Consider the following 24,814-nt stretch of genomic DNA (forward strand, 5'->3'; position numbering starts at 1 on the left):
TCATGCCAGAGGGACCGCTCACGCCCGAAAAGCGCCGGATCGATCTCGATCCAGACCTGATCGACGCGCCAACGCGCGCCTCTTTCGTCGAATTGGGGCTGGTTTCATGCTTTTCGTTTTTGCGCGGTGCATCGGACGCGGTGGACCTGGTGATGGCTGCCCGCGCGTTGGGCTATGATGCGATCGGCATCGCCGACGCCAACAGCTTCGCGGGCGTGGTGCGGGTTCATACCGAGGCGCAGACGCTGAAGCTCCGTCCGGTGATCGGCACGCGGATAGAGACGGTGGAAGGCCTGAGCTTTCTTGCCTATCCCACCGACCGCGCTGCCTATGGCCGCCTCTGCCGCCTGATTTCGCAGGGGCGGATGCAGACGCTGAACGGCGAATGGCAGGACAAGGGCGTGTGCGAGATCGACCTTGCCATGCTGGCCGCGCATTCCGAAGGCGTCCACCTGATCCTGCTGCCGCCGCGCGATCTGGCGGCGCGGTTCACGGTGCGCGTGCCCGGCAATGTCGTATCTCTTAGCGGCGGCGAGACGGAGCGGGTGGAGGCACGGTTGCCCTTTGCCGACCTGCTGCCGCATCTGACACGCGACTTGCCGGCGATGCGGCATCTGGCGGCCAGCTATCTTTATACCGGCGACGATCTCGCCCGGATCGACCAGCTCGATGCGCTGGCGCGTGCGAACCGGCTGACTCTGCTGGCCACCAACGACGTGCACTACCACGCGCCCGACCGTCGCCCGTTGCAGGATGTGATGACCGCGATCCGTCATAAGACGACGGTGGCGAAGGCAGGGCACCTGCTCCACGCCAATGCCGAGCGGCACCTGAAGGGCCCGGAAGAAATGTGCCGCCTCTTCGCCCGCTGGCCCCATGCGATCCATGCGGCGCGCAGCGTTGCCGATGCCTGTCGGTTCAATCTGGAAGAATTGCGCTACGAATACCCTGAAGAGATTTATCCCGAGGGCCGCACTCCGCAGTGGCACCTTGAAATCCTGACATGGGAAGGTGCAAAATCACGCTATCCCAATGGCTTGCCTGATACAGTTCGTACGACGCTGGAACGTGAGCTGGCGCTGATCGCAAAGCTCGATCTCGCCCGGTATTTTCTGACCATCAAGGACATCGTCGATTTCGCGCGCGGGGTCGATCCGCCGATTCTGTGCCAGGGGAGGGGCAGCGCGGCCAATTCCGCCGTCTGCTATTGCCTTGAGATCACCGCCGTCGATCCGGCCCAGCATGCGCTCTTGTTCGACCGCTTCATTTCCGAAGAGCGCAAGGAGCCGCCCGACATCGACGTCGATTTCGAGCATGAGCGGCGCGAGGAGGTGATCCAGCACATCTACGAAAGATACGGCCGCCACCGCGCCGGGCTGTGCGCCACGGTCATCCACTATCGCCCGCGCATGGCGATCCGTGAGGTGGGCAAGGCGATGGGCCTGTCCGAGGATGCGACCGCCGCGCTGGCTGGCACCGTGTGGGGCGGATGGGGGCGCGAGATCGGAGAGCGTCATGCCGCCGAAACCGGGATGGACATTACCGATCCTCACTTGCGCCGGGTTCTGAAGATAACGCAGCAAATGATTGGAATGCCGCGTCATCTGTCGCAACACGTTGGCGGTTTCATCCTGACCGATGGCGCGCTGACCGAGACTGTACCGATCGGAAACGGCGCCATGCCCGACCGCAGTTTCATCGAGTGGGACAAGGACGATATCGAGGCGCTGGGCATTCTGAAGGTCGACGTGCTGGCGCTGGGCATGCTGACCTGCGTGCGCAAGTGCCTCGACCTCGTGGCCGATCACCACAACAGCCGCATGACGCTGGCCACCGTGCCGCGCGAGGACCCGGATACCTACGCGATGCTCCGCAAGGGGGATTCGCTGGGCGTGTTTCAGGTGGAGAGCCGAGCGCAGATGAACATGCTGCCTCGCCTGCGCCCGCGTGAGTTCTACGACCTTGTCATCCAGGTCGCGATCGTCCGCCCGGGTCCGATCCAGGGCGACATGGTGCACCCCTACCTGAAACGCCGCCGGGGGGCCGAACGGGTGGAAATCCCCGCGCCCGGCCCCGATCACGGCCCGCCCGACGAATTGTCCAGCATTCTTGGGCGTACATTGGGCGTGCCGATTTTTCAGGAGCAGGCGATGAAGATCGCGCTGGATGCGGCGAAGTTCTCCAGCGCAGAAGCGAACCGGCTGCGCAAGGCGATGGCGACGTTCCGCAGCCGGGGCATGGTCGATGAATTGCAGGACATGATGGTCGAGCGGATGGTGGGTCGCGGCTATGACCGCGACTTTGCGCAACGCTGCTTCAACCAGATCCGCGGGTTCGGCGAATATGGCTTCCCCGAAAGCCACGCGGCCAGTTTCGCGCACCTTGTCTATGTGTCGAGCTGGCTGAAATGCCACTACCCCGCGGCTTTTGCCTGTGCGCTGCTGAACTCGCAGCCGATGGGGTTCTACGCCCCGGCGCAGATCGTGCGCGACGCGGTGGAGCATGGGGTCGAAGTCCGCCCCGCCGACGTCAACGCCAGCCAATGGGACTGTACGCTGGAGCCTGTCGCGGGTGACCGCGTGGCGCTGCGCCTCGGCCTGCGCATGGTCGATGGCTTGCCCGAACACGTCGCCGCCATGCTGATCGACGCGCGCGAGCAGGAAGGGGCGTTCGCCGACGTTACGCAGGTCCGCGAACGCAGCCGCATTCCTGCTGCTCATGTCGAGCGGCTTGCCAGCGCCGATGCCTTCGGATCGATCGCCCTGTCGCGGCGGCAGGCGCTGTGGGATGCGCGCAGCCTTGTTTCCGCGCCGCCCTTGCCGCTGTTCGAACACGCGCGGACGCGGGACGAGGGGGCGGAACACGCGCCTGCCCGCCTGCCCAAGATGCCGCTGTCCGAGGAAGTCGTCGCCGATTACCAGACCACGCGACTGTCGTTAAAGGCGCATCCGATGGCTTTCCTGCGCCCGCATCTGGCAGAGCGCGGCTTCGTGCGCGCCGCCGATCTGCGCGCCCGCAAGGTCCGCTCTGCCGTGCTGGTTTCGGGCGTGGTGCTGATCCGCCAGCGGCCCGGCAGCGCCAAGGGCGTTTGCTTCATCACGCTGGAGGATGAGAGCGGGGTCATCAACCTTGTCGTCTGGCCGCACCTGAAGGAGAAATACCGCAAGGTGGTGATGGGCGCGCGGCTGATGGAGGTGCGGGGCCGCGTCGAATACGATGACGAGGTGATCCACGTGATCGTCGTGCATATGGAGGATGCGACGCACCAGCTGGACCATTTGTCCGAAGATCGCCTGCCGATGACACTGGCGCGTGCCGACCATGTCGCCAGCCCGCTATCCGACAAGTTCAATCCGCGAGACAACCTGCGCGAAGGGGTGGACGATCCTTATGTCAGTGCGCCTGATGGGGCGGCCGATTTAGGCCCGCTCGATCCGTGGGAGCCGCCGCCTGCGGGCAATCGCGAATGCGGGTTTCAGGGGCGGCATCCGCGTGACGTGCGGATTATTCCGAAGGACCCGGCAAAAGGTGTCGGCAGGATACTTCCGAAGTCTCGCGACTTTCATTGATGATGTTCCGATTTGCCAAGCTGCCAACCCGCCCGTTCCGGTTCGACTATGCCATCGTCGCCGCGCTGCTCATCGGCGGCGCGGTGCTCTACGGGCTGGATTGGCTGGCGCGGCACCCGGAACACGATCCGCGCGCGCCGTTGACGATCGGGCAGAAAGAGGGGTGGGCGACCGGCGAAAAGCTGACTTCCCTGCGCGATGGCGGGCCGGATTGCCGGGCGGTTCTGGAACGGTCCGGCATCGCATTCGATGAACTGCAGCCTGTCGGTCAGGATGCCTGCCTGCGCGAAGATCGTCTGATTCCCGATGCCGATCCCGAACTCGGCCTGTCGTTCACACCGGCCCGCGCCGATGCGACCTGCGGCGTTCACGCGGGGCTGGCGTGGTGGCTGGAACACCGCGTACAGCCCGCCGCAGAGGAATTGCTGGGCAGCCGCGTCGTGCGGATCAGCCAGCTTGGCACCGCGAATTGCCGCCGGGTCAACGGCGCATCGACCGGGCGGTGGAGCGAACATGCCACCGGCAACGCCATCGACATCGCCGGGTTCGAACTGGCCGACGGGCGAACCGTCAGTGTGTTGCGCGATTGGGATGCCGGGGATGAAACCGCCGCGTTCCTGCGGGCCGCCCGTGACGGGGCCTGCGACGTTTTTGGCACGACGCTTTCACCCGATTATAACGCGCTCCACGCCGATCACTTCCATCTCGATCAGGCGCAGCGCGGATTCGGCGGTTATTGCCGCTAGAAAAGGGGCGACCGCAAGGGTCGCCCCAATCAGACATCGATCACTTGAACTTGCCGACCTGCAGCAGCATCGAACCTTGCACGTGGCGATACTCAGCACGTCCGGCAGAGGCCGCCTGCATCTGGCTTTCGGTCATTGCCATGTGTGCGCGATAGACTTTGCCCCGTGCCTCTTCCTCTTCGGGCGTAGCCCATTTCACGAAGCGGGTCAGCAAGTAGACGTCGGGTTCACCCTTGCGTGGGTGGACGTTGTACATAACTTCGTACCCGGTGATCCAGCCTTGCGACTTTGCGAATTCCTGCCCCTTGCGCCATGTCGCGGCGAGGAATTTTGCGTAGTCGAGGCCATGCCCGTCATCGATGGAAATTCCGGCAACATCGACATACTCGCCAGACGTCATCGGCCACTCTGAATCCTGCGCCAGCGCGACTTGCGGCACAGTCAAGGTGGCCGCGGCAAGTGCAACCGGTGCGAGCATACGAAGCATTTTCATCAGGCGTCTCCCATTTGCCATCCCGCCAGGCAGAAAGCCTGCGGGTTCTCAAGGCAAAGGTATGGGCGACCCAGTCCCCACTCAGGGCCATCCCTTTACGCAGAGGGGGAGGCTAGGCCTGTGAAAAGGCCGAGTCCACAGGCAAATTTTCGGAAGGTTCAGACCGCCTCGAAAGCATAGCCGGCGGATCGGACGGTGCGGACCGGGTCCTTGCAGCCGTCGACCGTAAGCCCCTTGCGCAGGCGGCGAATATGGACGTCGACCGTACGCAATTCGATATCGCTGCCGGTGCCCCAGACCGCGTCGAGCAATTGGCCACGGCTGAATACGCGGCCCGGATGCTCCATGAAGAACTTCAGCAGCCGGAACTCGGTCGGCCCTAGTTGCAGGGCCTGTCCGCGACGAGTGGCGCGATGGCTTGTAGCGTCGAGCTTGATGTCCCCCACCTCAAGCGTTTCCCCGGCCAGCGCCGGACGCACACGGCGCAGCACGGCGCCGACGCGGGCGATCAGTTCGCGGGGGCTGAACGGCTTGGTTATGTAGTCATCGGCCCCGGTCTCAAGGCCGCGAATGCGGTCGTCCTCGTTTCCGCGCGCGGTCAGCATCACGATGGGAACGTGCGCTGTCTCCTTGTCGCGGCGCAAACGGCGGCAGATTTCGATGCCGCTGGTGCCTTCGACCATCCAGTCGAGAATGACGAGATCGGGCGCCTGTTCGTTGGCGAGAAGCAAGGCCTCGTCGCCATCGGCGGTGGTCGCGACGTCATAACCTTCGGATTCGAAGCGATATTGCAGCAATTCGGCCAGCGAAAGATCGTCTTCGACTAGCAGCAGGCGAGGGGCTGGCAATGGACATGCCCTTTCCGGTCATTGGAACCTAAACTGGTTCTCCTTCACACGCCTTTCGTTACCGCCGTATGACAACCGGACGACAAAGATCTGTCCGGGTCAATGCGTGGCTTCTTCCCGATCGGGCGGATAGGTGCCCGTCGCGGCATAGTGCACCATCTCGGCAACGTTCGTCGCATGATCGCCAACCCGCTCCACATTGCGCGCCACGAAAAGCAGCTGCGCGGCGGACCCGATCGTGGCCGGGTTTTCGACCATGTGGGTAACGAGGTTGCGGAAAATCGAATCGTAGAAGGCATCGACCGTGGCGTCGCGGGCGATGACTTCCCTGGCCAGTTGCGGATCGCGCGCGGCATAGGCCGTAAGCACATCGTGCACCATTTCGGCCGCGACTTCGCCCATGGCCGGGATCAGCGCCAGCGGTTCGAAGCGGCGGCGGCCTTCGATCTTGCCGACACGCTTGGAAATGTTCTTGGCATAATCACCGATACGTTCGACCACGCCTGCAATTTTCAACGCGGCGATGACTTCGCGCAAATCGTCGGCCATCGGCGCGCGCAGGGCGATGATGCGGACGGCCAGACGGTCGACCTCCATCTCCAGCGCGTCGATCTCCTTGTCGCGGGCGATGACCTTCTGCGCCAGTTCGTCATCGCCGTTGACGATGGCGTCCAGCGATTCCTGCACCGACAATTCGGCAAGGCCGCCCATCTCCGCGATCAGGCCGCGCAGGCGGGTGATGTCTTCTTCAAAGGCCTTTACCGTGTGTTCCATATTGCTCGTCGCGTGTCCTCAGCCGTAGCGTCCGGTGATGTAATCCTTGGTCCGTTCTTCGCGCGGATTGGTGAATATGTCACTGGTGCGACCGTATTCTACAAGGTTTCCGAGGTGGAAAAACGCGGTTCTTTGCGAAACGCGGGCCGCCTGCTGCATGGAATGCGTGACGATCACGATGGCATAGCGCCCGCGCAGGTCGTCGATCAGCTCCTCGATTCGCGCGGTGGCGATCGGGTCGAGAGCCGAGCAAGGCTCGTCCATCAGGATCACTTCGGGATCGACCGCGATGGCGCGGGCGATGCACAGGCGCTGTTGCTGACCGCCCGAAAGCGCGGTGCCCGAATCGGACAGACGGTCCTTCACCTCGTCCCACAGGCCGGCGCGTTGCAGCGATTGTTCGACGATGCCGTCGAGGTCGCTCTTGCTCTCGGCCAAACCATGGATTTTCGGGCCGTAGGCGATATTCTCATAGATCGACTTCGGGAACGGGTTCGGTTTCTGGAACACCATGCCGACACGTGCACGCAGTTGCACCACGTCCATCTTGGAACGGTAGATATCTTCGCCATCCAACAGGATTTCGCCATCGACGCGCGCGCTGGGGATCGTGTCGTTCATGCGGTTCAGGGTCCGCAGGAACGTCGATTTGCCGCAGCCCGACGGGCCGATGAACGCGGTCACATACTTGGTGTGAATGTCGATCGAGACTTCGTCGATCGCCTTTTTCTCACCGTAATAGACCGAAACCTTGTCGGCGCTGATCTTCGCCGGGCCCGCGTCGGTAAACGTGCCGGGGGCCGTGGAAGTCAGTTCGGGATTGTTCATCTTCATCCTTACCAGCGCCTTTCGAACCGATTGCGCAGATAGATTGCCAGACCGTTCATGGCCAGCAGGAACAGCAATAGCACTATGATAGCCGCGCTGGTGCGTTCCACGAAACCCCGGTCGATTTCATCGGACCAGAGGAAAATCTGCACCGGAAGCACGCTTGACGGAGAGGTAAAGCCATCGGGCGGAGAGGCGACGAAGGCGCGCATGCCGATCATAAGGAGCGGCGCGGTTTCGCCCAGCGCGCGGGCCATGCCGATGATGGTACCGGTCAGGATACCGGGCAGGGCCAGCGGCAGAACATGGTGAAACACCACCTGCACCGGCGAAGCGCCGACTGCCAGCGCACCGTCGCGGATCGAGGGCGGCACCGACTTGATCGCGTTGCGCCCCGAAATCACGATGACCGGCATCGTCATCAGCGCCAGTGTCATGCCGCCGATCAGCGGGGCAGAGCGATAGCTTGGGAAGATCGCGAGGAAAACGGCCAGACCCAGCAGGCCGAAGATGATCGAAGGCACTGCGGCAAGGTTGTTGATCGACACTTCGATAATGTCGGTCCACTTGTTCTTGGGTGCGTATTCTTCAAGATACACCGCCGCCAGCACGCCGATCGGGAATGCGAGGGCGAGAGTGACGATCATCGTCAGCAGCGAGCCCTTCAGTGCACCCCATATGCCAGCTTCCTGTGGGTCGGTCGCGTCGGCGCGCTCAAGAAAGCCCCAGTCAAACGCGCGGTGAAGCACGCCTTGTTCCTCAAGCCGCTGCGCCATTGCGCGCATTTCGGAGTTGCCGTCGCCGCGCACGGCAGAGGCAAGGTCCCGGCCCACCGGAACTGATACCACCGTGTCGCGGCTCAGCATCGAAGGATCGCGCACAAGTTGCTTGGCCAGATCGCGCCATGCCCCGTTGCCAAGCTGATCGGCAACGTCCTGTCCAAAAGCCTCGGTGGCAGAGAAGGCGAGAACCTCGGGAAGACCTGCGCTGCGCAACGCGCTTTCGGCACCGGGCTGGCGCAGGCGACCTTCTGTCACGGTTAGACCCGCAGAGGGGAAATCGACCTTCACGTCCAGTTCGGCGCGCGTAAATCCACCGATGCCGTTGGCGGTCATCGTTACCAACAGGATGGCAAGAACGATGCCAGAAAACACGACCGAGGCCAGTGCGAACAGCTTAAACCGGCGCTCTGCGGCGTAGCGTTTTTCCAGCCGCGCCTGCAGCCGCGCATTGCGCGCCGCGCGGGCTTCGGCGGTGGTCGGTCCGGCTGAGGTACTGCTCATGTCGGGATCACTCGTAGGCTTCGCGATAGCGCTTTACGACGCGCAGGGCGATGAAGTTCAGGGCGAGGGTCACGACGAACAAGACCATGCCGAGCGCAAACGCCGACAGCGTGGCCGGGTGGTCGAAGCTGCCTTCGCCGGTCAGCATCGCGACGATCTGGTAAGTGACGGTCGTCATGCTCTCCAGCGGATTTGCCGAGAGGTTCGCGGCGGCACCGGCGGCCATGACGACGATCATCGTCTCGCCGATCGCGCGGCTGACCGCCAGCATCACGCCCGCGACGATGCCAGGCAGGGCGGCAGGGATCAGAACCTTGCGGATCGTTTCCGCCTTGGTCGCACCCATTGCCAGGCTGCCGTCGCGCATGGCTGATGGAACGGCTGCGATGGAATCGTCGGCCATCGAGGAGACGAAAGGAATGATCATCACGCCCATGACCAGACCGGCGGCCAGCGCCGATTCGCTGCTTGCACTGGAAATGCCGATGGCGTGGGCCCCGTCCCGAATGATCGGGGCGACGGTCAGCGCGGCGAAGTAGCCGTAGACCACCGTGGGCACGCCCGCGAGGATCTCCAGCATCGGCTTCATCCACTTGCGAAAGCCGGAGGAGGCATATTGGGTCAGGTAGATCGCGCTCATCAGCCCAAGCGGGATGGCGACGATCATGGCGATTATCGCGCCGATATAGATCGTGCCCCAGAACAGTGGCAGTGCGCCGTAATCTTCGCTTTTCGTATAGGCAGGGTCGCCCATCGGGTTCGGCGACCAGTGGGTGCCGAACAGGAATTCGATCGGATTGACCATGCCGAAAAAGCGGATCGTCTCGAACAATAGCGAGATGACGATACCGAAGGTGGTCAGGATCGCGACCAGCGAGGCTCCGATGAGCAGCCACATGATCGCACGTTCAACCCGCGTGCGGGCAGTGAAATCAGGGCGGATGCGCAGGAAGGCATAGACACCTGCAGCAAAGCCGATGAGCAGCGTGACGACGATCCCGATGATCGAATAACGCTGCATCGCCGCGCGGGCCGGCTCGATCAGCGGTTCGGCCAGCGGATTGAAGACGCCCTGCGCGCTACCCCGCGCGACGGCCAGCGCCTCTGCCAGAATGGTGTTGCGGGTCATGCCGAACGCGGGCAGAGCCGAAGCAGCCGGATCGGCCAGCACCGATTGCAGAACCAGACCGGGGCTGACCGAGTTCCACACCAGCGCAAAGACCAGCGCGGGCACGAATGCCCAAAGCGCCACGTACCACGCATGGTACCGGGGCAGCGAGTGCAGGCGCGTATCGCCTTGCGACGCGAAGGCCCAGGCCCTTTGCCTGGCGGCAAGCCACCCGACAAGGCCCAGGCCAACGGCTAATAGAACAAAAATCGCAGGCGACATTTTGTTAGACGTACGTCCCGACTATTTCAGATCAGAGGCACTGATCGTGGTCATGTTGGACACGACATCGGCGAACTTCGCCTGCGCCTCTTCCGGAGAGGCAATCATGCCCTTCTGGGTGAAGAGCCCGCCCTTGGCCCAGTTATCGACCCAAGTCGAGAGGTATTCGGCCAGGCCGGGGATCGCGCCGACATGCTGCTTCTTCACATAGATGAACAGCGGACGCGCGCCCGGATAATTGTCGCTGGCGATATTTTCGTAGGTCGGCTCGCTGCCGTTGATGGTCAGGCCACGCAGCTTGTCGGCGTTTTCTTCAAGGAAGGAATAGCCGAAAATGCCGATCGCCTTGGGGTTCGAAGCGAGCTTCTGAACGATCAGGTTGTCGTTCTCGCCTTGCTCGACATAGGCGCCGTCGCTGCGCACTTCGGTGCAAATCTGCTCAAAGCGGTCTTCATCGCTTTCCTTCAGCGCGGCGGTCGCGGCGTCGGCCTTGCAACCTTCGGTGAGGATCAGTTCAGCCAGTGCGTCGCGCGTTCCCGAGGTGCTGGGCGGGCCGTAAACGAGGATCGGTTCGTTCGGCAGCGACGGGTCGATGTCCGACCAGTTCTTGGTCGTGTTCGGCTTGCCATAGGGTTCCTTGGCCAACGCCTCATAGATCTGCTGCGTGGTCAGCGGGAAGTTCTGGCCTTCCTTCGATTCGGCGATGGCGATGCCGTCCTTGCCGACTTCGATCTCCATCACCTCGGTCACGCCGTTCTGCACACAGGTTTCGAACTCGCTTGCCTTCATCCGGCGCGACGCGTTGGCGATGTCCGGATGGCCGGTGCCTACGCCGGCGCAGAACAGCTTGATGCCGCCGCCGGTGCCGGTCGATTCGATGATCGGCGAGGAATACTGCGGGAACGAGCGGGTGAATTCTTCCGCTGCGGCCTTGGCGAACGGATAGACGGTGGACGAACCGACGGCCTTGATCTGATCGCGCGAGGCAGCAGCCTGCTCTCCACCGCAGGCGGCAAGCGCGACGGTCGAAATGGCAGCGAGAACGATGGACTTGGTGAAACGCATTGGAAAATACCCCTTCCGCTAAATGCTTGCCGGGCGCTCTATGCCCATCCCATGACAAGGATGTGACAGCAACCCGGCAGCGGCGATGGAATTGCTAATAGTTTGATTTTAAGCAGTTAATTCGATCAGAAATCGATCTGGGCGCGCGCGCCGAAGGCATCGACGCCGTAGGAACGGTCGCCATCCACGCCGGGAATCGCGGCGTCGGTGTATTCCATCCGGCCATAGTTGATCAGGAACCGGGTATAATCGGTCGGCGTCCAGATCAGCGACAACTCGTATCCGTCCTGCTTGCCGCCGACGACGCCGGCATCGTTCAGGTCGAGGTAGTCGTACCGCACGTTGACCTGCAGCGCGCCAAGGCCGCCCTTGTCGACTCCGTTGGTCGGCTTCACGCGATCGAACGCGCCGTTCTTGTAACCACGGCTGTCGCCGCCGGTGATGAAATAGCCGACTTCGGCATAGCCACCGAAGAACGTCGGATCGGCAAGGCCGGGGCGGCCGACCTTTTGCCAGTGCGTTTCGGCAGCGGCATGGAACGGCCCTGCGATGTAGCCAGCCTCAAGCCCGTAGGCCAATTCCGATTCCACGGGCATGCCGCCGGTCGCGATAAAGCGCACGTCGGGCGTGTGGATCGACGGACGAACGCGATAGTTCACGCTCCTCACCGCGTTCGCGTCGCGATAATTGACGTTCGCGCCAAGGTGGAGCTGGTTTTCGCCCAGTTTCGGCATGAAGACGACGCGGCCGCTATAGGCCAGTTCGTTGTCGCCGTCGTCGTTGTTCAGGTCGGTGATGCTGTCGGTGAAGATGCCGCCTTGCGCCAGCACGTCGCCCGAAGAAATCGCCGCCGAAAGGCCGACCTTGCGCTCATACCCGAACGCGGTGTTGATCGCCGCGCGTTCCGTGAAAGAGGTGAACAGATCGCTGCTTAGTTCCTCAAGGCCCCAGAACGGTTTTTGATGACCTAGTGTCAGCTTGACCGATTCGCTGGCGGCGTAGGTGATGTAGAGGTCGGTGAACTCGACCTCCTCGCTCGCAAGGTTGACCTCTGCACGATAGCCGAAGCCACCGGGGATCGTGCCCTCGAAGCCAAGGTATGCGCGGCGCAGCTCGCTGCCGAAACCGGCCGCGCTGTCGGTGAAGGAATCCGGCGCCCCAAGGTAACCGACGTCGTACTGCATCCGGCCGCGCGGCTTGAAGGTGAAGCCATTGCCTTCGAACTGCGGGGCGCCCTTCCACTTTACGGAGGTGTCGCTCTTGGCTTCCTCAGCAGCGGCCAACGCGGTGGTGGAGGTTTCGGTCGCGGCATCGGCCTTGGCCTGTGCGGTGACGAGCTGACCCTCAAGGGAATCGATCCGTGCGGCCATCGCCTGCATCTGCGCGCGCATCGCTTCCAGTTCGGCGCGCATCGCTTCGGCTTCGCTGTCCTGGGCGAAGGCGGGGGTGGCAAGACCGGCTGCCGCGATCATCGCGATGGCCGACGTGGTGATGGTCCTCATGGCAGGTTAGCCCCTTTCGTTGCAATTCCGTGTTGAATTGGCGACGCCCGTATGACCGGCAGGTGACGGTTTTGTTACAGTCTGTCGGATTGTTGTAGCAATCCTGTGGACAGCGCGTGTTTTCCGGCGCTTTCCCCGGTGTTCGCGACAAGTCAGGCGGAAACTGCTGCGCTGTCGTCCTGCCATCGAGGCAACCGCACGATCACCGTGGTGCCGACGCCCAGCGTGCTTTCGATGGCGAGTCGGCCTCGGTGACGTTCGACGATATGCTTGACGATGGCGAGGCCAAGACCGGTACCGCCTACCGCGCGGCTGCGACCGGGATCGGTGCGATAGAACCGTCGCGTAAGGTGCGGGATGTGTTCGGGCGCAATGCCTTCACCCGTGTCGCGGATCGTCAGTTCGAGCAGGTCGCCCTGAAGCTGGAGCGAAACGCGCGCCGGTTGATCATCGGCACCGTATTTCAGCGCATTTTCGATCAGGTTGCGGACGAGCTGGTGCACCTGTTGTTCGTCGCCACGGATCGGCATCGGCAGATGCGCACGTTTGAATTCGATCCGGTCTTTGCCGTGCAGCGTCTGCATACCAGCGATCAGCGTATCGATGCTGGGGCCAAAGTCGAAGACCGTGGGCGGCAATTCGTGCTTCTCCGCCTCGATACGGGAAAGCGACATCAGGTCTTCGACCAGCGCTTGAAGCCGTTTCGCCTCGCGCGCGATGGTTTCGAGGAAGCGGGCGCGCGTCTCCGGCTTGATCGGGCGGGCATTGTCCGGGTTCTCGCCATCGATCAGCGTTTCGACATAACCGATGATAGAGGCCAGCGGCGTGCGCAATTCGTGGCTGGCGTTGGCGACGAAGTCGGTGTGCGCGCGGCTGATGTCCGCCTCTGCCGTGCGATTGACCAGTTCGATCATCGCACGCCGTGTATCGACGGGGCGCAGCGAAAATTGCCACACGCTTTTCGGCCCGGTCAGCCCGCGAATGGTTGCCTCGCCCGCAACGTTCTTGTCGAGCAGTCGCACCGCCTCTGGATGACGTAAAGCAACGCGCGCATCTTGTCCGATAACGTGGCCGCCCAGCACGTCGCGCGCGGCCTTGTTGGCCAGCGTGATCCGACCATGCTCCATGACGAGATAAGGCAGGTTCAGCGGTTCGATCAGATCGCGCATCGAATCCTGCGTGATCGTCGATCCTTCGTCGCGCGGACGCATGCGGTCGGGGGCAGGGCGCGACAGCCACAGGGACCCGATCCACACGACCAGCACGGCAAGCGAGAGCCAGAATTCGAATGTCGAAAGAAACAGCGTGACCGACCCGGCCAAGGCCAGCGCCATTCCGCCCCAAGGCACCCGGTCGTTCACGCGTGCGCGCCCAATGGCGGCATCGATGCGGGCAAAGGATGAATCACATGGCTCGGCACGATGGCAGGCCAATAGGCGGAGCGAACGCGGTGCGCCACTGTAATATATCTGTCATTTTGCGGAAGGGTTGGTGACCCCTACGGGAATCGAACCCGTGTTTCAGCCGTGAGAGGGCCGCGTCCTGACCGCTAGACGAAGGGGCCGCGTCGCAAAGGGTGCGCGCCGTGCGCACCGTGGTGACCCCTACGGGAATCGAACCCGTGTTTCAGCCGTGAAAGGGCCGCGTCCTAACCGCTAGACGAAGGGGCCACGTCGGTGGCAGGCCCGCGCACTTAGGGGGCGTATTGCGGGCGGTCAAGGCTCAATTACAGGAAATTGCAAAGCTATCGTCAGTCGGCAAATGCTGCATCCTCGATATGCAGCTCTGCCGCGGGGGTGCTGCCCCAGTCGTCGATCTTCGCACGGCCCACCAGCCACAGTTTTCGGCCCCGCGACCCGTGCAGCAAAACCTGCCCCATGTCGCTTTCCTCGGCGCGAAAGGCGATAGCCTTGAACCGCGCGCCATCCGCTCCGCTGGCGATCACGCGCACATGGCCGCGACCGACAACATCGGCTTTGACGAGCGTAACCGGCCCGACCGCCACGCGCGGGGCAGGCCAGCCGACACCGTAGGGACCTGCGGTTTCCAGCAGCGAGACGAGATCGGGTTGCAGCCCACGGGGACTGACGGAAAGATCGACCAGCATCGCCTGCGAGGCCCGTGCGCGTTCGACATCTCGGGCAAGGTGCGAATCAAGCCAGTCGGCGAGAGCGTCGATCTTGGCCTCTTCCACGGTCATGCCTGCCGCCATCGCGTGACCGCCGCCCTTGACCAACAGGCCTTCACCACGCGCCGCGATGATCGCCGCGCCAAGGTCGACGCCGGAAATGGAGCGGCCAGACCCCTTGCCCTCGCCAGCTTCGTCGAAAGCGATAACGATGGTGGGCTTGCCGGTCTTTTCCTTGATGCGTCCAGCCACAATGCCAATCACCCCGGGGTGCCAGCCGCGCCCCGAAAGCACCACGACCGCGCGGTTATGCTGGCCTGCGATCTGGGCCTCCGCCGCTTCTTGTACGTCCGCCTCGATCGCGCGGCGTTCCTCATTCAGCGCGTCTAGCCGAGCTGCAATATCGCGCACCTCGGCCTGGTCCACACCGGCCAGCAGTCGCACGCCCAGAGTCGATTCGCCTACACGGCCACCGGCGTTGATGCGGGGGCCAAGCGCGAATCCAAGGTCGCTGCATTGCGGGGCGCGATTCAGGCGGCTTGCGTCGATCAGCGCAGCCAGCCCGATGTTGTCGCGCCGGGCCATGATCTTCAGACCCTGCGCTACGAAGGCGCGATTCAGGCCATGCAGCGCGGCTACGTCGGCCACCGTGCCCAGGGCAACGAGGTCGAGCAGTCCGCGCAGATCCGGTTCGGGGCGATCCGCGAAGAAACCGCGCTGGCGCAAAGTGCGCAGCAGGGCAACGCCCAGCAGGAACGCGACACCCACGGCGGCAAGGTGGCCGTACGAGGCTGCCTCGTCGCTAGAATCCAAACGGTTCGGATTGACCAGGGCCACCGCGCGCGGGTTCTCCGCTGCGCACTTGTGGTGATCGACTACAATGACCTCGATCCCGGCATCGTGCGCCATGGCCAGCGCCTCATGCGCCATCGCACCGCAGTCGACGGTGACGATCAGGCTGCTGCCTTGCTCGCCCAGACGGACCAGTGCCTCGCCGGAAGGGCCATATCCCTCCAGCAAGCGGTCGGGGATATATTGCCCCGGATCGGCCCCCAGATCGCGCAGCAAGCGCGTCAGAAGCGCGCTGCTGGTCGCCCCATCGACGTCGTAGTCACCGTAGACCGTGATCGGCTCGCCGCTCAGCACCGCCTGCGCAAGCCGGTCGGCGGCGGCATCCATATCGGCAAAAATCGACGGATCGGGCAGAAATCCGCGCAAGGTAGGCGTACGGTGCCGCTCTATATCGTCGGGCGCGATGCCGCGCGCGGTGAAGATCTGGGTCAGCAGATCTTCACCCGCCTGCATCCCGCCGGACCCCAACGCCATATTGCCGCCGCGCCAGCGCCACGCCTTGCCGGAGAGCGACGCGGCCACGCCGCAGGCCAGCGCCTCCAGCCCGTCGCCAGCGGGGTTCGTTATCGGATCGGATCGGGATGCCATCTCGGGAAGATACTCCTGCCGGACCCATCGCGTAAACACGGGACCGGGCGGCGCGCTTGCTTTTCCCCAAGAGACCGCTGAAACCTATTGGGATGACCGCCGAACCGCTCCTCCTGATCGTATGGCATTCCCGCACCGGCGGAGCACGTGCCATGGCGGAGGCCGCCGCAGAGGCTGCGGGCGCTAAGGCCCGATTGCTTCATTGCACTGATGCCGATGCAGCAGCGATGCTGGCTGCGCAGGGCTATCTTTTCGTCTGCCCCGAAAATCTGGCGAGTATGACCGGAGCGATGAAAGAGTTCTTTGATACGACCTACTATCCGCTGCTCGGCCAGATCGAGGGGCGCGCTTTTGCGACTGCCATCGCGGCAGGGTCGGATGGAGAGGGCGCCACGCGGCAGATCGACCGGATTGTAGCGGGCTGGCGGCTGAAACGCGTAGCGGATCCGCTGATCGTGAACTTTGCGGCGCAGACGCCCGAGGCTATACTGGCAGCGAAATCTTTGCCGGAAAAAGCGCGTCAAGAATGCGCCGATATGGGGGCCGCTTTGGGGGAGGGGCTAAGCATCGGTCTGTTCTGATTATGCGCAACGAATACATAAAATTTGTTGTTACGTCTCAATCTCGGGCGGATTGTTCATGGCGATTGCCTAACAGGCATTAACGGTCTTAACGACAACAATGTCCATCGTGGACATATCGGACCTTTGGGGGGTCGACGAGAAATCGAGGGTCGGCATAGCGTCGCGCTTCAGCGGCAGGAGCCTGTAAACATGCCAGAGGGCAGGGGATATTTTGCGAAAGGCGCCGGGGCCGCGCCTTCCATCGGCTACGTCCTCTGGTTCGATGGGGCGGCGCCCGATCGTCGCAAGCTGGCCGACCTATTGGCGCTGGCTGGCTTTGATGCCGACAGCGTGTCGGGAAACGATTCGGACATGGTCGTGTCGGTCGATGGGCATCGCCTGCTCGTGTCGAAGGCTTCGGATGGAGATTGGCCTGGTTGCGATCGTCCGCAAAGCCATTTCGATATTCGGCCCGACCTTCTGGAAAAGGGCGAGACGGTCAAGATTGCGTTGGTCGATGATCCGGGGCGTGGCTGGACTTTGGAGTCGGTCTTGACCGCATCCCGCTTGGCGCTTGCGATGGCGGCGGATGAAGGCTTTTTCGCCGCCGGATGGGTCCCCGCCTCCGCGGCGATGTCGGCGGACTATTTCGTTAAAGTGATTACCGGCTGGCTCGGAGGCGGAGCGTTTCCCGCGCTCGGTCTCGTCGGGATGACGGCGGATGCTGGCGGCACTCTGGTCAGCACCGGGCTATCGCTTTTCTGCGGGCAGGAACTGACCATTCCCGCCTCTTCCGACCTGTCGGGCTTGGATCGCGCAAGGGTCGCGATCAGGTTTATTAATTACCTGGTGGTAAACGGCCCGGTCGAGCATGAAGACACCATCGAAATCGAGGGATATGGCGGTTTCGAGATTGCTCCATTTGCGAACGGTTCAAAAATTAACCTAAAAAGGACACCAATTTTTTAAACTCTCTCTCCGAGACGTTAATTGAGGGACGGGAGAAGCTGCTATTGGTGTACCAACGATCATGCGTCGTTTTTCCATGGTTAATCGCCCGGGTTCGCGGGGCTTTCGGCGCGACTGGCAAAAGCACCATTTGGTGCCCAGACAGCTGTTGCGGGTCCGCAGCCTAGCGGTCATGCTCTCGTCCGTTGCCCCGCGCGCGGTTTGGTTTGACGATTTCAACGCGAACGGCATCCTTTTGCCGGCCACGGAAAAGGCTGCGATGAATAACAGATTGCCGCTGCACCGGGGGCCGCACAGGATTTATAACGAACTGGTGCTCGAAAGGGTCGGCGCAGTCGAAATGGAATGGTCGCAGGCAAGGCTCAGGAATGAGCGGAAGGCGCGTAGTGCCGCCCTTTCGCGCATCCGGCTGGTGCAGCGCGGTCTTGCCCGACGGTTGAAGGGCGAGGGCAAGAGCCCGATGGTGCTGAACCGCCGCGATCCTATCGGACACGGCGTGGACTTTGCCCATCTTGACGCAATGGCCGAAGCGCTGTGGGGCGCAACGGGCGGAAACGGCTGAACCGCCTCTCGCCCGCTTCGTTACTTCCCTAACTCGCCGGATGTACCGCGTTTGCGGCGCTCAGGATCGCACGCACGCTGGCGGTGGCTACGTCGGCGCTGATGCCCACGCCCCAGACGATATCGCCGCTTGCCGTCATGCACTCCACATAGGCCGCCGCCTTGGCATCGCTGCCCTTCGATAGCGCGTGTTCGGTGTAGTCTAGCACTTCCATCGTAACCCCGAACGCTTCGGAAAGCGTGGCGATTACCGAAGAGATCAACCCGTTGCCCCGGCCCGAGACCGTCCGTTCCTTGCCGCCTTCGCTGACCGTGCCGGTGAAGACGCGGGTGCCGTCCTTGGTGCGCTGTTCCTCATAATCGACCAGCTGGAAATGCTGCGGCCGGGACAGGTGGTATTCGTGCTGAAACGCATCCCAGATATCGGCGGCGTTTAGTTCCCGACCTGTCTCGTCGGCCATGCGCTGCACGGCTTTCGAGAAATGCGCCTGCATTCGCTTGGGCAGTTTCAGCCCGCGATCCTGTTCCAGAACCCACGCGAAGCCGCCTTTGCCGCTCTGCGAGTTCACGCGGATAACAGCCTCGTAATTGCGGCCCAGATCGGCGGGGTCGATCGGCAGGTAGGGAACGCGCCAGTACTGGTCGTTCTGCTGCTCGTTCGCTTCGAACCCCTTCTTGATCGCGTCCTGGTGGCTGCCCGAAAACGCGGTGAAGACCAGTTCGCCGCCATAGGGGTGGCGCTGATGCACGGGGATCTGGTTGCAGTATTCGACCGTCTCGATCACCTCGTCGATGTTCGAGAAGTCGAGGCCGGGATCGACCCCTTGCGTGTACATGTTCAGCGCCACGGTCACGAGGCAGCAGTTGCCTGTCCGCTCGCCATTGCCGAACAAACAGCCCTCTACACGGTCCGCACCCGCCATCACGCCCAGTTCGGCGGCAGCCACGCCAGTGCCGCGGTCGTTATGGGTATGCAGGCTAATCACCGCACTGTCGCGATTGGGCAGGTTGCGGCAGAAATACTCGATCTGGTCGGCATAGACGTTGGGCGTCGCGCATTCGACCGTCGCGGGCAGGTTCAGGATGATCGGCCGCTCGGGCGTCGGCTGCAGGATCTGCATCACCGCCTCGCAGCACTCGATGCTGAAATCCAGCTCCGCCGTGCTGAACGTTTCGGGCGAATATTCGAAGTGCCAGTCGGTGTCGGGGTACTTCGCCGCCTCGTCACGGATGACCTTGGCGCCTGCCTCGGCAATGCCGCGCACTTCGTCCTTGCTCATCTTGAACACGATATCGCGCCACGCGGGGCTGACCGCGTTGTAGACGTGGACGATGGCCTGCTTCGCGCCCTGCAGACTTTCGAAGCTCCGCTTGATCAGGTCTTCGCGGCTTTGCGTCAGGACCTGCACGATCACGTCGTCGGGAATGCGGCCCGAACGGACGAGGTTCTGGATAAAGTCGAACTCGGTCGCGCCCGCCGCCGGAAAACCGACCTCGATCTCTTTCAGGCCGACCTTGACCAGAAGATCGAAGAAGCGGTTCTTCTTCACGCTGTCCATCGGATCAATCAGCGACTGGTTGCCATCGCGCATGTCGGTCGACAGCCAGCGCGGCGGCTTTGTGATGGTCGCATTAGGCCAGGTCCGATCGGGAATGTCGATCGTGGGGAAGGGGCGGTATTTGACCTGCGGGTCTTGCAGCATCGTCATTTTATGAACTTCTTGGCTGTTTCGAACTGTGGTGCGGCTTCAAGTCCCCCGGGCGACAAGCGCGCCGCCCGCGGACAGCGCAAAGGTCACGCCCGGGGGCGTGTAAGTCGAAGCAGTAGGCCAAAAGCCGAAGGGATGCGCATCACGGTCATTTCGCAAGTGGCTATGCTGTGTCGGTTCCCGTTTGTCCAGCCCGGATTCGCCGGGACTGCGCGGGCAGCATAAGCGCTGGAAGTTGACGAAGTTGACACGGGTAAGTGAAATTCCGTCGATCAATCCATTCGCATTGATCGGATATGGCAATTGAGAGGGGGGCGGAACGGCAGGACATGCGAAACAGCCTGCCGCATTCCGCCCCTGTAGGACAGCATCACGCCGCGGTCAGTAGCAATCGACCTTCGTGATCACGCCATCGGCATCGGTCGAGACGTTCAGCCGACCTTCACGCAAGTCGTCGGTGATCGCATCGTCCGGACCGATTACGCGTATCCCGTCCGGCGCTATGCCTTGCAGAACGGTCTTGATATCGGTGGTGATCGCCTGCCCAACATAGACAACCGCGCGATCCGCGCCGCAGCGCTCGGGCAGGATGCCATAGCAGTTCGATCCCGACGGACGATCCGCGTCGGCCCAGCCGGGGCAGGATTCGGGCGGCTGCCATGTCGCCGATGCCAGCGTTTCGGTCGGCGATGGCGTCCCGGCGGGCGGGTCGCCCGGTTCCTGCGCGCTGCAAGCGGCGATAAGGGGCAGGGCGAGCAGGGCGAATGCGGGGCGGCGCATCACTGCTTCTCAAACGCGGCGGTGATGTCCAGTTCCACTTCGTCCGAGACGAGCGGGATGGCCATGTCGATACCGAACGTGCTGCGCTTCAACAGCGCGCGACCTTCGAAGCCCACCGTTTCCTTGTTGCTCATCGGCGCAGGTCCGGCCCCGGTAAAGGTCGCGTTGATCGCGACCGGGGCGGTCACGCCGTTCAGCGTCAGGTCGCCGACGATCTGTGCGGTCATCGGCCCGGTTGGCGTGACCATCGTCGATACGAAGCGCGCAGGGGCGGGGGATGGGCCGAAGAAGTCGGGCTTGCCCCCGTCCTTGCCCGCGCGCAGCAAGTGCTCGGTCAATCCCGCGCTAGCGGTGGTGACGCTGGCAACGGGGATAGTGACGTCGACTTTGGCAGCAGAAAGGTTCGCCGGGTCTAGGTCCAGCGTGCCGGTGACATCGCCGAAAATGCCGAAATAGTCGTTGAACCCAAGGTGATTGACCCGCCAGCCGACCAGGGTGTGGTGCGGATCGGTGGCGTAGCTTCCCGCCTTTACCAGCGCCGGATCGGGCTGGCCCAGCGCGAATTGCGGTGCATCGCCTTGCGCAACAAGGGCGGAGACCGGAACGGTGAGGCAGGCGGCGGCAATGGCGATCAATGTGCGACGCATGGAAACCCTTTTGTGGACGTGTTGGCGCAACGCTAACGAAAAAGGCCCGCGCATCAAGCGGATGATGCGCAGGCCTTCAATATTCGGCTTATTGGAAAAAGATCAGTTCTTTTCCTTGTCCACCAACTGGTTCGCGGTGATCCATGGCATCATCGCGCGCAGCTGGGCACCGGTCTTCTCGATCGGGTGCGCTTCAGCAGCCTTGCGGCTTGCCTTCAGCTCGGGCTGACCGGCGCGATTGTCGAGGACGAAATCCTTGACGAAGCGGCCCGCCTGAATGTCGGCCAGAACGCGCTTCATTTCGGCCTTGGTCTCATCGGTGATGATGCGCGGTCCGGTCTTGATGTCGCCATATTCGGCGGTGTTGCTGATCGAGTAGCGCATGTTGGCGATGCCGCCTTCGTACAGCAGGTCGACGATCAGCTTGGTCTCGTGCAGGCACTCGAAATAGGCCATCTCGGGGGCATAACCCGCCTCGACCAGCGTTTCGAAGCCGGCCTGGATCAGGTGGGTGATGCCGCCGCACAGAACGACCTGTTCGCCGAAGAGGTCGGTTTCGCACTCTTCCTTGAAGTTCGTTTCGATGATGCCCGAACGACCGCCGCCAACGCCGCTGGCATAGGCCAGCGCAACGTCATGCGCATTGCCGGTCGCATCGTTGTGTACCGCGATCAGGCAGGGCACGCCGCCGCCCTTGATGTATTCGCCGCGCACGGTGTGGCCGGGACCCTTCGGCGCGATCATGATGACGTCGATGTCTTTCGGCGCTTCGATCAGGCCAAAGTGGACGTTCAGGCCATGCGCGAAGGCGAGCGCGCTGCCCGGCTTCATCTTGCCGGCGATGTCGTCGTTATAGATCGCGGCCTGATGCTCGTCGGGCGCAAGGATCATCACGATGTCGGCCCACTCGGCAGCTTCCGAGTTGGTCATGACCTTGAAACCGGCGCCTTCGGCCTTCTTGCGCGTGGCAGAGCCTTCGCGAAGGGCGATGGCAACATTGGCGACACCGCTGTCGCGCAGGTTCTGGGCGTGGGCGTGGCCCTGCGAGCCATAGCCGACGATGGCGATCTTCTTGTCCTTGACCAGATTCAGGTCGCAGTCGGCGTCGTAATAGACTTTCACTTCAATTCCCCTTGGCTTTACGCCTGCTGATTTGGCCTGCGCGCCGGTAAAACGTGGGGCGGCGCATAGCGATGTTGGATGGTTGCTTCAAATGTATCGTATGAGACGAAATTGGACCCGGCGTTACGCTCCGTTCACGCCGCGCATCATGCCCACGATGCCGGTGCGACCGACTTCGACAAGGCCAAGCTGGCGCATCAGCGAAACGAAGCTGTCGATCTTCTCCGGCGCGCCGGTGATTTCGAAGATGAAGCTCTCGGTCGTGCTGTCCACCACCTTGGCGCGGAAAACGTCGGCAAGGCGCAGTGCCTCTACCCGCGTGTCGCCTTGCCCGGCGACCTTGACCAGCGCCAGTTCGCGTTCAACGTGCGGGCCCAGTTCGGTCAGGTCGGCTACCTTGTGAACCGGGACCAGGCGTTCCAGCTGGGCATGGATCTGGTCGATCACTTCGGGCGGGCCGTGGGTGACGATGGTGATCCGCGAAACGGTATGGTTCTCGCTGATATCGGCGACCGTCAGGCTGTCGATATTGTACCCGCGCGCCGTAAACAGGCCCGCGATCTTGGCGAGGATGCCGCTTTCGTTATCGACGGTGATGGCAAGGACGTGGCGCTCCGCCGCGCGTTTTTCGATATGCATCAGACGGATGCCTTCGCTTCGGCGGTAACCTCACGCTGGGTATCGTCGCCATAGAGGATCATGTCGGTGTGCGCCGCGCCCGACCGGAACATCGGCAGGCAATTGGCCAGCTTTGCCACGCGGCAATCGACGATGACGGGGCCATCGTAATCGATCATCGCCTGAATGCCGCTGTCCAGATCGGCCAGATCGTCGATCCGGATTCCCTTCCAGCCATAAGCCTCTGCCAGTTTCACGAAATCGGGCAGCGCGTCGCTGTACGAATTCGAATAGCGCGATTCATAGGTCAGTTCCTGCCACTGGCGGACCATGCCCATGTATTCGTTGTTCAGGATGAAAACCTTGACCGGCAGGCGATACTGGCTGGCCGTGCCCAGTTCCTGAATGTTCATCTGGATCGAGGCTTCGCCTGCGATGTCGATAACCAGCGAACCCGGGTTGCCCAGCTGCGCGCCGATGGCGGCAGGCAGGCCGTAACCCATGGTGCCAAGGCCGCCACTGGTCAGCCACTTGTTCGGGCCGAAGAAGTGGAAGTGCTGCGCCGCCCACATCTGGTGCTGGCCAACTTCGGTCGTGATGATCGGATCGCGGTCCTTGGTCAGCTCATACAGCCGCTCTATCGCGAGCTGCGGCATGATCTCTTCCTCGGACCGCGGATAGGCCAGCGACTGGCGCGCACGCCATCCGTCGATCCGCGCATACCATTCGCCAAGATTCTGTGCCTTGGCCCCGGTCGCGTTCCACTGATCGATCATCTGGCGTAGAATTCTGGCGCAATCGCCCAGAATCGGCAGGTCCACCCGCACAGTCTTGTTGATCGAGGACCGGTCGATGTCGATGTGGATTTTCTTCGCATCGGGGGCGAAATCCTCTACCCGGCCTGTCACCCGGTCGTCGAAACGCGCCCCGATGGCGAGTACCAGATCGGCCCGGTTCATCGCCATGTTGGCTTCGTAGGTGCCGTGCATGCCCAGCATTCCCAGCCACGCCTTGTTCTGCGCAGGAAACGCACCAAGGCCCATCAGCGTGCTGGTGATCGGCGCACCGGTCAGCGTCTGCAATTCGCGCAGCAGCTCCGACGCCTCCGGCCCCGAATTGATGACGCCGCCACCGCTATAAAGTACCGGAGCCTTGGCCGCCGCCAGCATAGCGACCGCTTCGGCGATCGCATCGTCGGCGCCGGCGTGGGGCGGCGCATAGCGGCTCGGCTTCTCCAGCTTCTGAACCGGGGCGCTGGCGACCTGAACATCCTTGGGAATGTCGATCACGACCGGGCCTGGGCGACCGGTGGTGGCAATCTGGAACGCCTCTGTGATGGTCGCCGCAAGATCAGCCGGATCTTTCACCAGATAGTTGTGCTTTGTGCAGTGGCGCGTAATGCCGACGGTGTCCGCCTCCTGAAAGGCGTCTGTACCGATCATCGCGGTTGCGACCTGACCGGTCAGAACGACCATCGGGATCGAATCCATGAAGGCATCGGCAATGCCGGTGACCGCGTTGGTCGCGCCGGGGCCGGACGTGACGAGCACGACGCCGGGCTTGCCGGTGGACCGTGCATAGCCTTCCGCCGCGTGGGCGGCCCCGGCCTCGTGCCGGACGAGAATATGACGCACGCGATTGTCGGAAAAGAGGGCGTCGTAAATCGGCAGGACCGCACCACCAGGATAGCCGAATACCGTGTCGACACCTTGGTCGACGAGGCAGTCCATCAGGATGTCGGCGCCGCTGCGCTCGGTCACAATCATTCTCCGTTCGAAA

The 24,814-nt window shown here is 62.7% G+C and carries 21 protein-coding genes and 2 tRNA genes; 5 read left to right on the plus strand and 18 right to left on the minus strand.

Going from position 1 to position 24,814, the window contains the following annotated elements; all coding sequences use genetic code 11:
* Positions 1–2: 2 nt before the first annotated feature.
* Complete coding sequence (locus AB433_RS06725) at positions 3–3,569, plus strand: error-prone DNA polymerase (RefSeq protein ID WP_047820430.1); 3,567 nt, start codon at positions 3–5, stop codon at positions 3,567–3,569.
* A complete protein-coding gene (locus AB433_RS06730; protein ID WP_047820431.1) occupies positions 3,569–4,315 on the plus strand; it encodes an extensin-like domain-containing protein in 747 nt (248 codons plus the stop codon). Before AB433_RS06725 ends, AB433_RS06730 begins: the two co-directional genes overlap by 1 nt.
* A gap of 40 nt (positions 4,316–4,355) precedes the next feature.
* Here AB433_RS06730 and AB433_RS06735 read toward each other — a convergent pair whose 3' ends face one another.
* The 12 genes from AB433_RS06735 to recJ all read right to left on the minus strand — a co-directional run bounded on the left by AB433_RS06735 (position 4,356) and on the right by recJ (position 16,066).
* On the minus strand, positions 4,356–4,808 hold the full coding sequence (locus tag AB433_RS06735; RefSeq protein WP_053059029.1) for a hypothetical protein: 453 nt from the start codon (positions 4,806–4,808) through the stop codon (positions 4,356–4,358).
* Positions 4,809–4,966: 158 nt separating this feature from the next.
* Entirely contained in the window at positions 4,967–5,656 is a 690-nt protein-coding gene (gene phoB / locus AB433_RS06740; RefSeq protein ID WP_047820432.1) for a phosphate regulon transcriptional regulator PhoB, read from the minus strand.
* 99 nt (positions 5,657–5,755) lie between these two features.
* Positions 5,756–6,430, minus strand: coding sequence for a phosphate signaling complex protein PhoU (gene phoU, locus AB433_RS06745; protein ID WP_047820433.1), 675 nt, complete (start codon positions 6,428–6,430; stop codon positions 5,756–5,758).
* Positions 6,431–6,448: 18 nt separating this feature from the next.
* A complete protein-coding gene (gene pstB, locus AB433_RS06750; RefSeq protein WP_047823510.1) occupies positions 6,449–7,258 on the minus strand; it encodes a phosphate ABC transporter ATP-binding protein PstB in 810 nt (269 codons plus the stop codon).
* A gap of 8 nt (positions 7,259–7,266) precedes the next feature.
* Positions 7,267–8,541 (minus strand): phosphate ABC transporter permease PstA, encoded by a 1,275-nt coding sequence (gene pstA / locus AB433_RS06755; RefSeq protein ID WP_047820434.1) that lies wholly within the window; start codon positions 8,539–8,541, stop codon positions 7,267–7,269.
* A 7-nt stretch (positions 8,542–8,548) separates the two neighbouring features.
* Positions 8,549–9,931: a phosphate ABC transporter permease subunit PstC gene (gene pstC, locus AB433_RS06760; RefSeq protein WP_047820435.1), complete on the minus strand. Its 1,383-nt coding sequence runs from the start codon at positions 9,929–9,931 to the stop codon at positions 8,549–8,551.
* 21 nt (positions 9,932–9,952) lie between these two features.
* The gene (locus AB433_RS06765) at positions 9,953–10,996 is read right to left on the minus strand and encodes a substrate-binding domain-containing protein (RefSeq protein ID WP_047820436.1); all 1,044 of its coding nucleotides are present in this window, start codon (positions 10,994–10,996) and stop codon (positions 9,953–9,955) included.
* A gap of 125 nt (positions 10,997–11,121) precedes the next feature.
* Positions 11,122–12,498, minus strand: a complete 1,377-nt coding sequence (locus AB433_RS06770) for an OprO/OprP family phosphate-selective porin (protein ID WP_047820437.1) — start codon at positions 12,496–12,498, stop codon at positions 11,122–11,124.
* A 152-nt stretch (positions 12,499–12,650) separates the two neighbouring features.
* Positions 12,651–13,859, minus strand: a complete 1,209-nt coding sequence (locus AB433_RS06775; RefSeq protein ID WP_245626604.1) for a sensor histidine kinase — start codon at positions 13,857–13,859, stop codon at positions 12,651–12,653.
* Positions 13,860–13,987: 128 nt separating this feature from the next.
* Positions 13,988–14,062 (minus strand) — tRNA-Glu (locus AB433_RS06780).
* 31 nt (positions 14,063–14,093) lie between these two features.
* Positions 14,094–14,168: transfer RNA gene (locus AB433_RS06785), tRNA-Glu, on the minus strand.
* An 80-nt stretch (positions 14,169–14,248) separates the two neighbouring features.
* Positions 14,249–16,066, minus strand: a complete 1,818-nt coding sequence (gene recJ / locus AB433_RS06790; RefSeq protein ID WP_375782401.1) for a single-stranded-DNA-specific exonuclease RecJ — start codon at positions 16,064–16,066, stop codon at positions 14,249–14,251.
* Positions 16,067–16,293: 227 nt separating this feature from the next.
* Here recJ and AB433_RS06795 point away from each other — a divergent pair, with 227 nt between their 5' ends.
* The 3 genes from AB433_RS06795 to AB433_RS06805 all read left to right on the plus strand — a co-directional run bounded on the left by AB433_RS06795 (position 16,294) and on the right by AB433_RS06805 (position 18,160).
* Positions 16,294–16,647, plus strand: a complete 354-nt coding sequence (locus AB433_RS06795) for an NAD(P)H-dependent oxidoreductase (protein WP_311735621.1) — start codon at positions 16,294–16,296, stop codon at positions 16,645–16,647.
* 27 nt (positions 16,648–16,674) lie between these two features.
* Positions 16,675–17,598, plus strand: coding sequence for a hypothetical protein (locus AB433_RS06800; protein ID WP_156170708.1), 924 nt, complete (start codon positions 16,675–16,677; stop codon positions 17,596–17,598).
* Positions 17,599–17,674: 76 nt separating this feature from the next.
* Complete coding sequence (locus AB433_RS06805) at positions 17,675–18,160, plus strand: AHH domain-containing protein (protein WP_245626605.1); 486 nt, start codon at positions 17,675–17,677, stop codon at positions 18,158–18,160.
* A gap of 28 nt (positions 18,161–18,188) precedes the next feature.
* Here the strand turns inward: AB433_RS06805 and leuA are convergent, their stop codons facing one another.
* The 6 genes from leuA to ilvB form a co-directional block, all read right to left on the minus strand.
* Positions 18,189–19,868 carry a 2-isopropylmalate synthase gene (gene leuA, locus AB433_RS06810; RefSeq protein ID WP_047820441.1) on the minus strand — a complete coding sequence of 560 codons (1,680 nt, stop codon included), beginning with the start codon at positions 19,866–19,868 and terminating at the stop codon, positions 18,189–18,191.
* Positions 19,869–20,249: 381 nt separating this feature from the next.
* Positions 20,250–20,648 carry an I78 family peptidase inhibitor gene (locus AB433_RS19405; protein WP_053059031.1) on the minus strand — a complete coding sequence of 133 codons (399 nt, stop codon included), beginning with the start codon at positions 20,646–20,648 and terminating at the stop codon, positions 20,250–20,252.
* Entirely contained in the window at positions 20,648–21,295 is a 648-nt protein-coding gene (locus tag AB433_RS06820; RefSeq protein ID WP_047820442.1) for a YceI family protein, read from the minus strand. The genes AB433_RS19405 and AB433_RS06820 overlap by 1 nt, the downstream gene beginning before the upstream one ends.
* Positions 21,296–21,397: 102 nt before the next feature.
* Positions 21,398–22,417, minus strand: coding sequence for a ketol-acid reductoisomerase (ilvC, locus tag AB433_RS06825; protein WP_047820443.1), 1,020 nt, complete (start codon positions 22,415–22,417; stop codon positions 21,398–21,400).
* Positions 22,418–22,540: 123 nt separating this feature from the next.
* Positions 22,541–23,056: an acetolactate synthase small subunit gene (gene ilvN / locus AB433_RS06830; protein ID WP_047820444.1), complete on the minus strand. Its 516-nt coding sequence runs from the start codon at positions 23,054–23,056 to the stop codon at positions 22,541–22,543.
* Positions 23,056–24,798: a biosynthetic-type acetolactate synthase large subunit gene (gene ilvB / locus AB433_RS06835; protein ID WP_156170900.1), complete on the minus strand. Its 1,743-nt coding sequence runs from the start codon at positions 24,796–24,798 to the stop codon at positions 23,056–23,058. Before ilvB ends, ilvN begins: the two co-directional genes overlap by 1 nt.
* Positions 24,799–24,814: the final 16 nt, after the last annotated feature.

It is taken from the genome of Croceicoccus naphthovorans (assembly GCF_001028705.1).
GTDB lineage: Bacteria > Pseudomonadota > Alphaproteobacteria > Sphingomonadales > Sphingomonadaceae > Croceicoccus > Croceicoccus naphthovorans.

Coding starts and splice junctions, on each gene's coding strand:
- AB433_RS06725 (WP_047820430.1), top strand. CDS start 3: ATGCCAGAGGGACCGCTCACGCCCGAAAAGCGCCGGATCGATCTCGAT.
- AB433_RS06730 (WP_047820431.1), top strand. CDS start 3,569: ATGATGTTCCGATTTGCCAAGCTGCCAACCCGCCCGTTCCGGTTCGAC.
- AB433_RS06735 (WP_053059029.1), bottom strand. CDS start 4,808: ATGAAAATGCTTCGTATGCTCGCACCGGTTGCACTTGCCGCGGCCACC.
- phoU (WP_047820433.1), bottom strand. CDS start 6,430: ATGGAACACACGGTAAAGGCCTTTGAAGAAGACATCACCCGCCTGCGC.
- pstB (WP_047823510.1), bottom strand. CDS start 7,258: ATGAACAATCCCGAACTGACTTCCACGGCCCCCGGCACGTTTACCGAC.
- pstA (WP_047820434.1), bottom strand. CDS start 8,541: ATGAGCAGTACCTCAGCCGGACCGACCACCGCCGAAGCCCGCGCGGCG.
- pstC (WP_047820435.1), bottom strand. CDS start 9,931: ATGTCGCCTGCGATTTTTGTTCTATTAGCCGTTGGCCTGGGCCTTGTC.
- AB433_RS06765 (WP_047820436.1), bottom strand. CDS start 10,996: ATGCGTTTCACCAAGTCCATCGTTCTCGCTGCCATTTCGACCGTCGCG.
- AB433_RS06770 (WP_047820437.1), bottom strand. CDS start 12,498: ATGAGGACCATCACCACGTCGGCCATCGCGATGATCGCGGCAGCCGGT.
- recJ (WP_375782401.1), bottom strand. CDS start 16,066: ATGGCATCCCGATCCGATCCGATAACGAACCCCGCTGGCGACGGGCTG.
- AB433_RS06795 (WP_311735621.1), top strand. CDS start 16,294: ATGCTGGCTGCGCAGGGCTATCTTTTCGTCTGCCCCGAAAATCTGGCG.
- AB433_RS06805 (WP_245626605.1), top strand. CDS start 17,675: ATGGTTAATCGCCCGGGTTCGCGGGGCTTTCGGCGCGACTGGCAAAAG.
- leuA (WP_047820441.1), bottom strand. CDS start 19,868: ATGACGATGCTGCAAGACCCGCAGGTCAAATACCGCCCCTTCCCCACG.
- AB433_RS19405 (WP_053059031.1), bottom strand. CDS start 20,648: ATGCGCCGCCCCGCATTCGCCCTGCTCGCCCTGCCCCTTATCGCCGCT.
- AB433_RS06820 (WP_047820442.1), bottom strand. CDS start 21,295: ATGCGTCGCACATTGATCGCCATTGCCGCCGCCTGCCTCACCGTTCCG.
- ilvN (WP_047820444.1), bottom strand. CDS start 23,056: ATGCATATCGAAAAACGCGCGGCGGAGCGCCACGTCCTTGCCATCACC.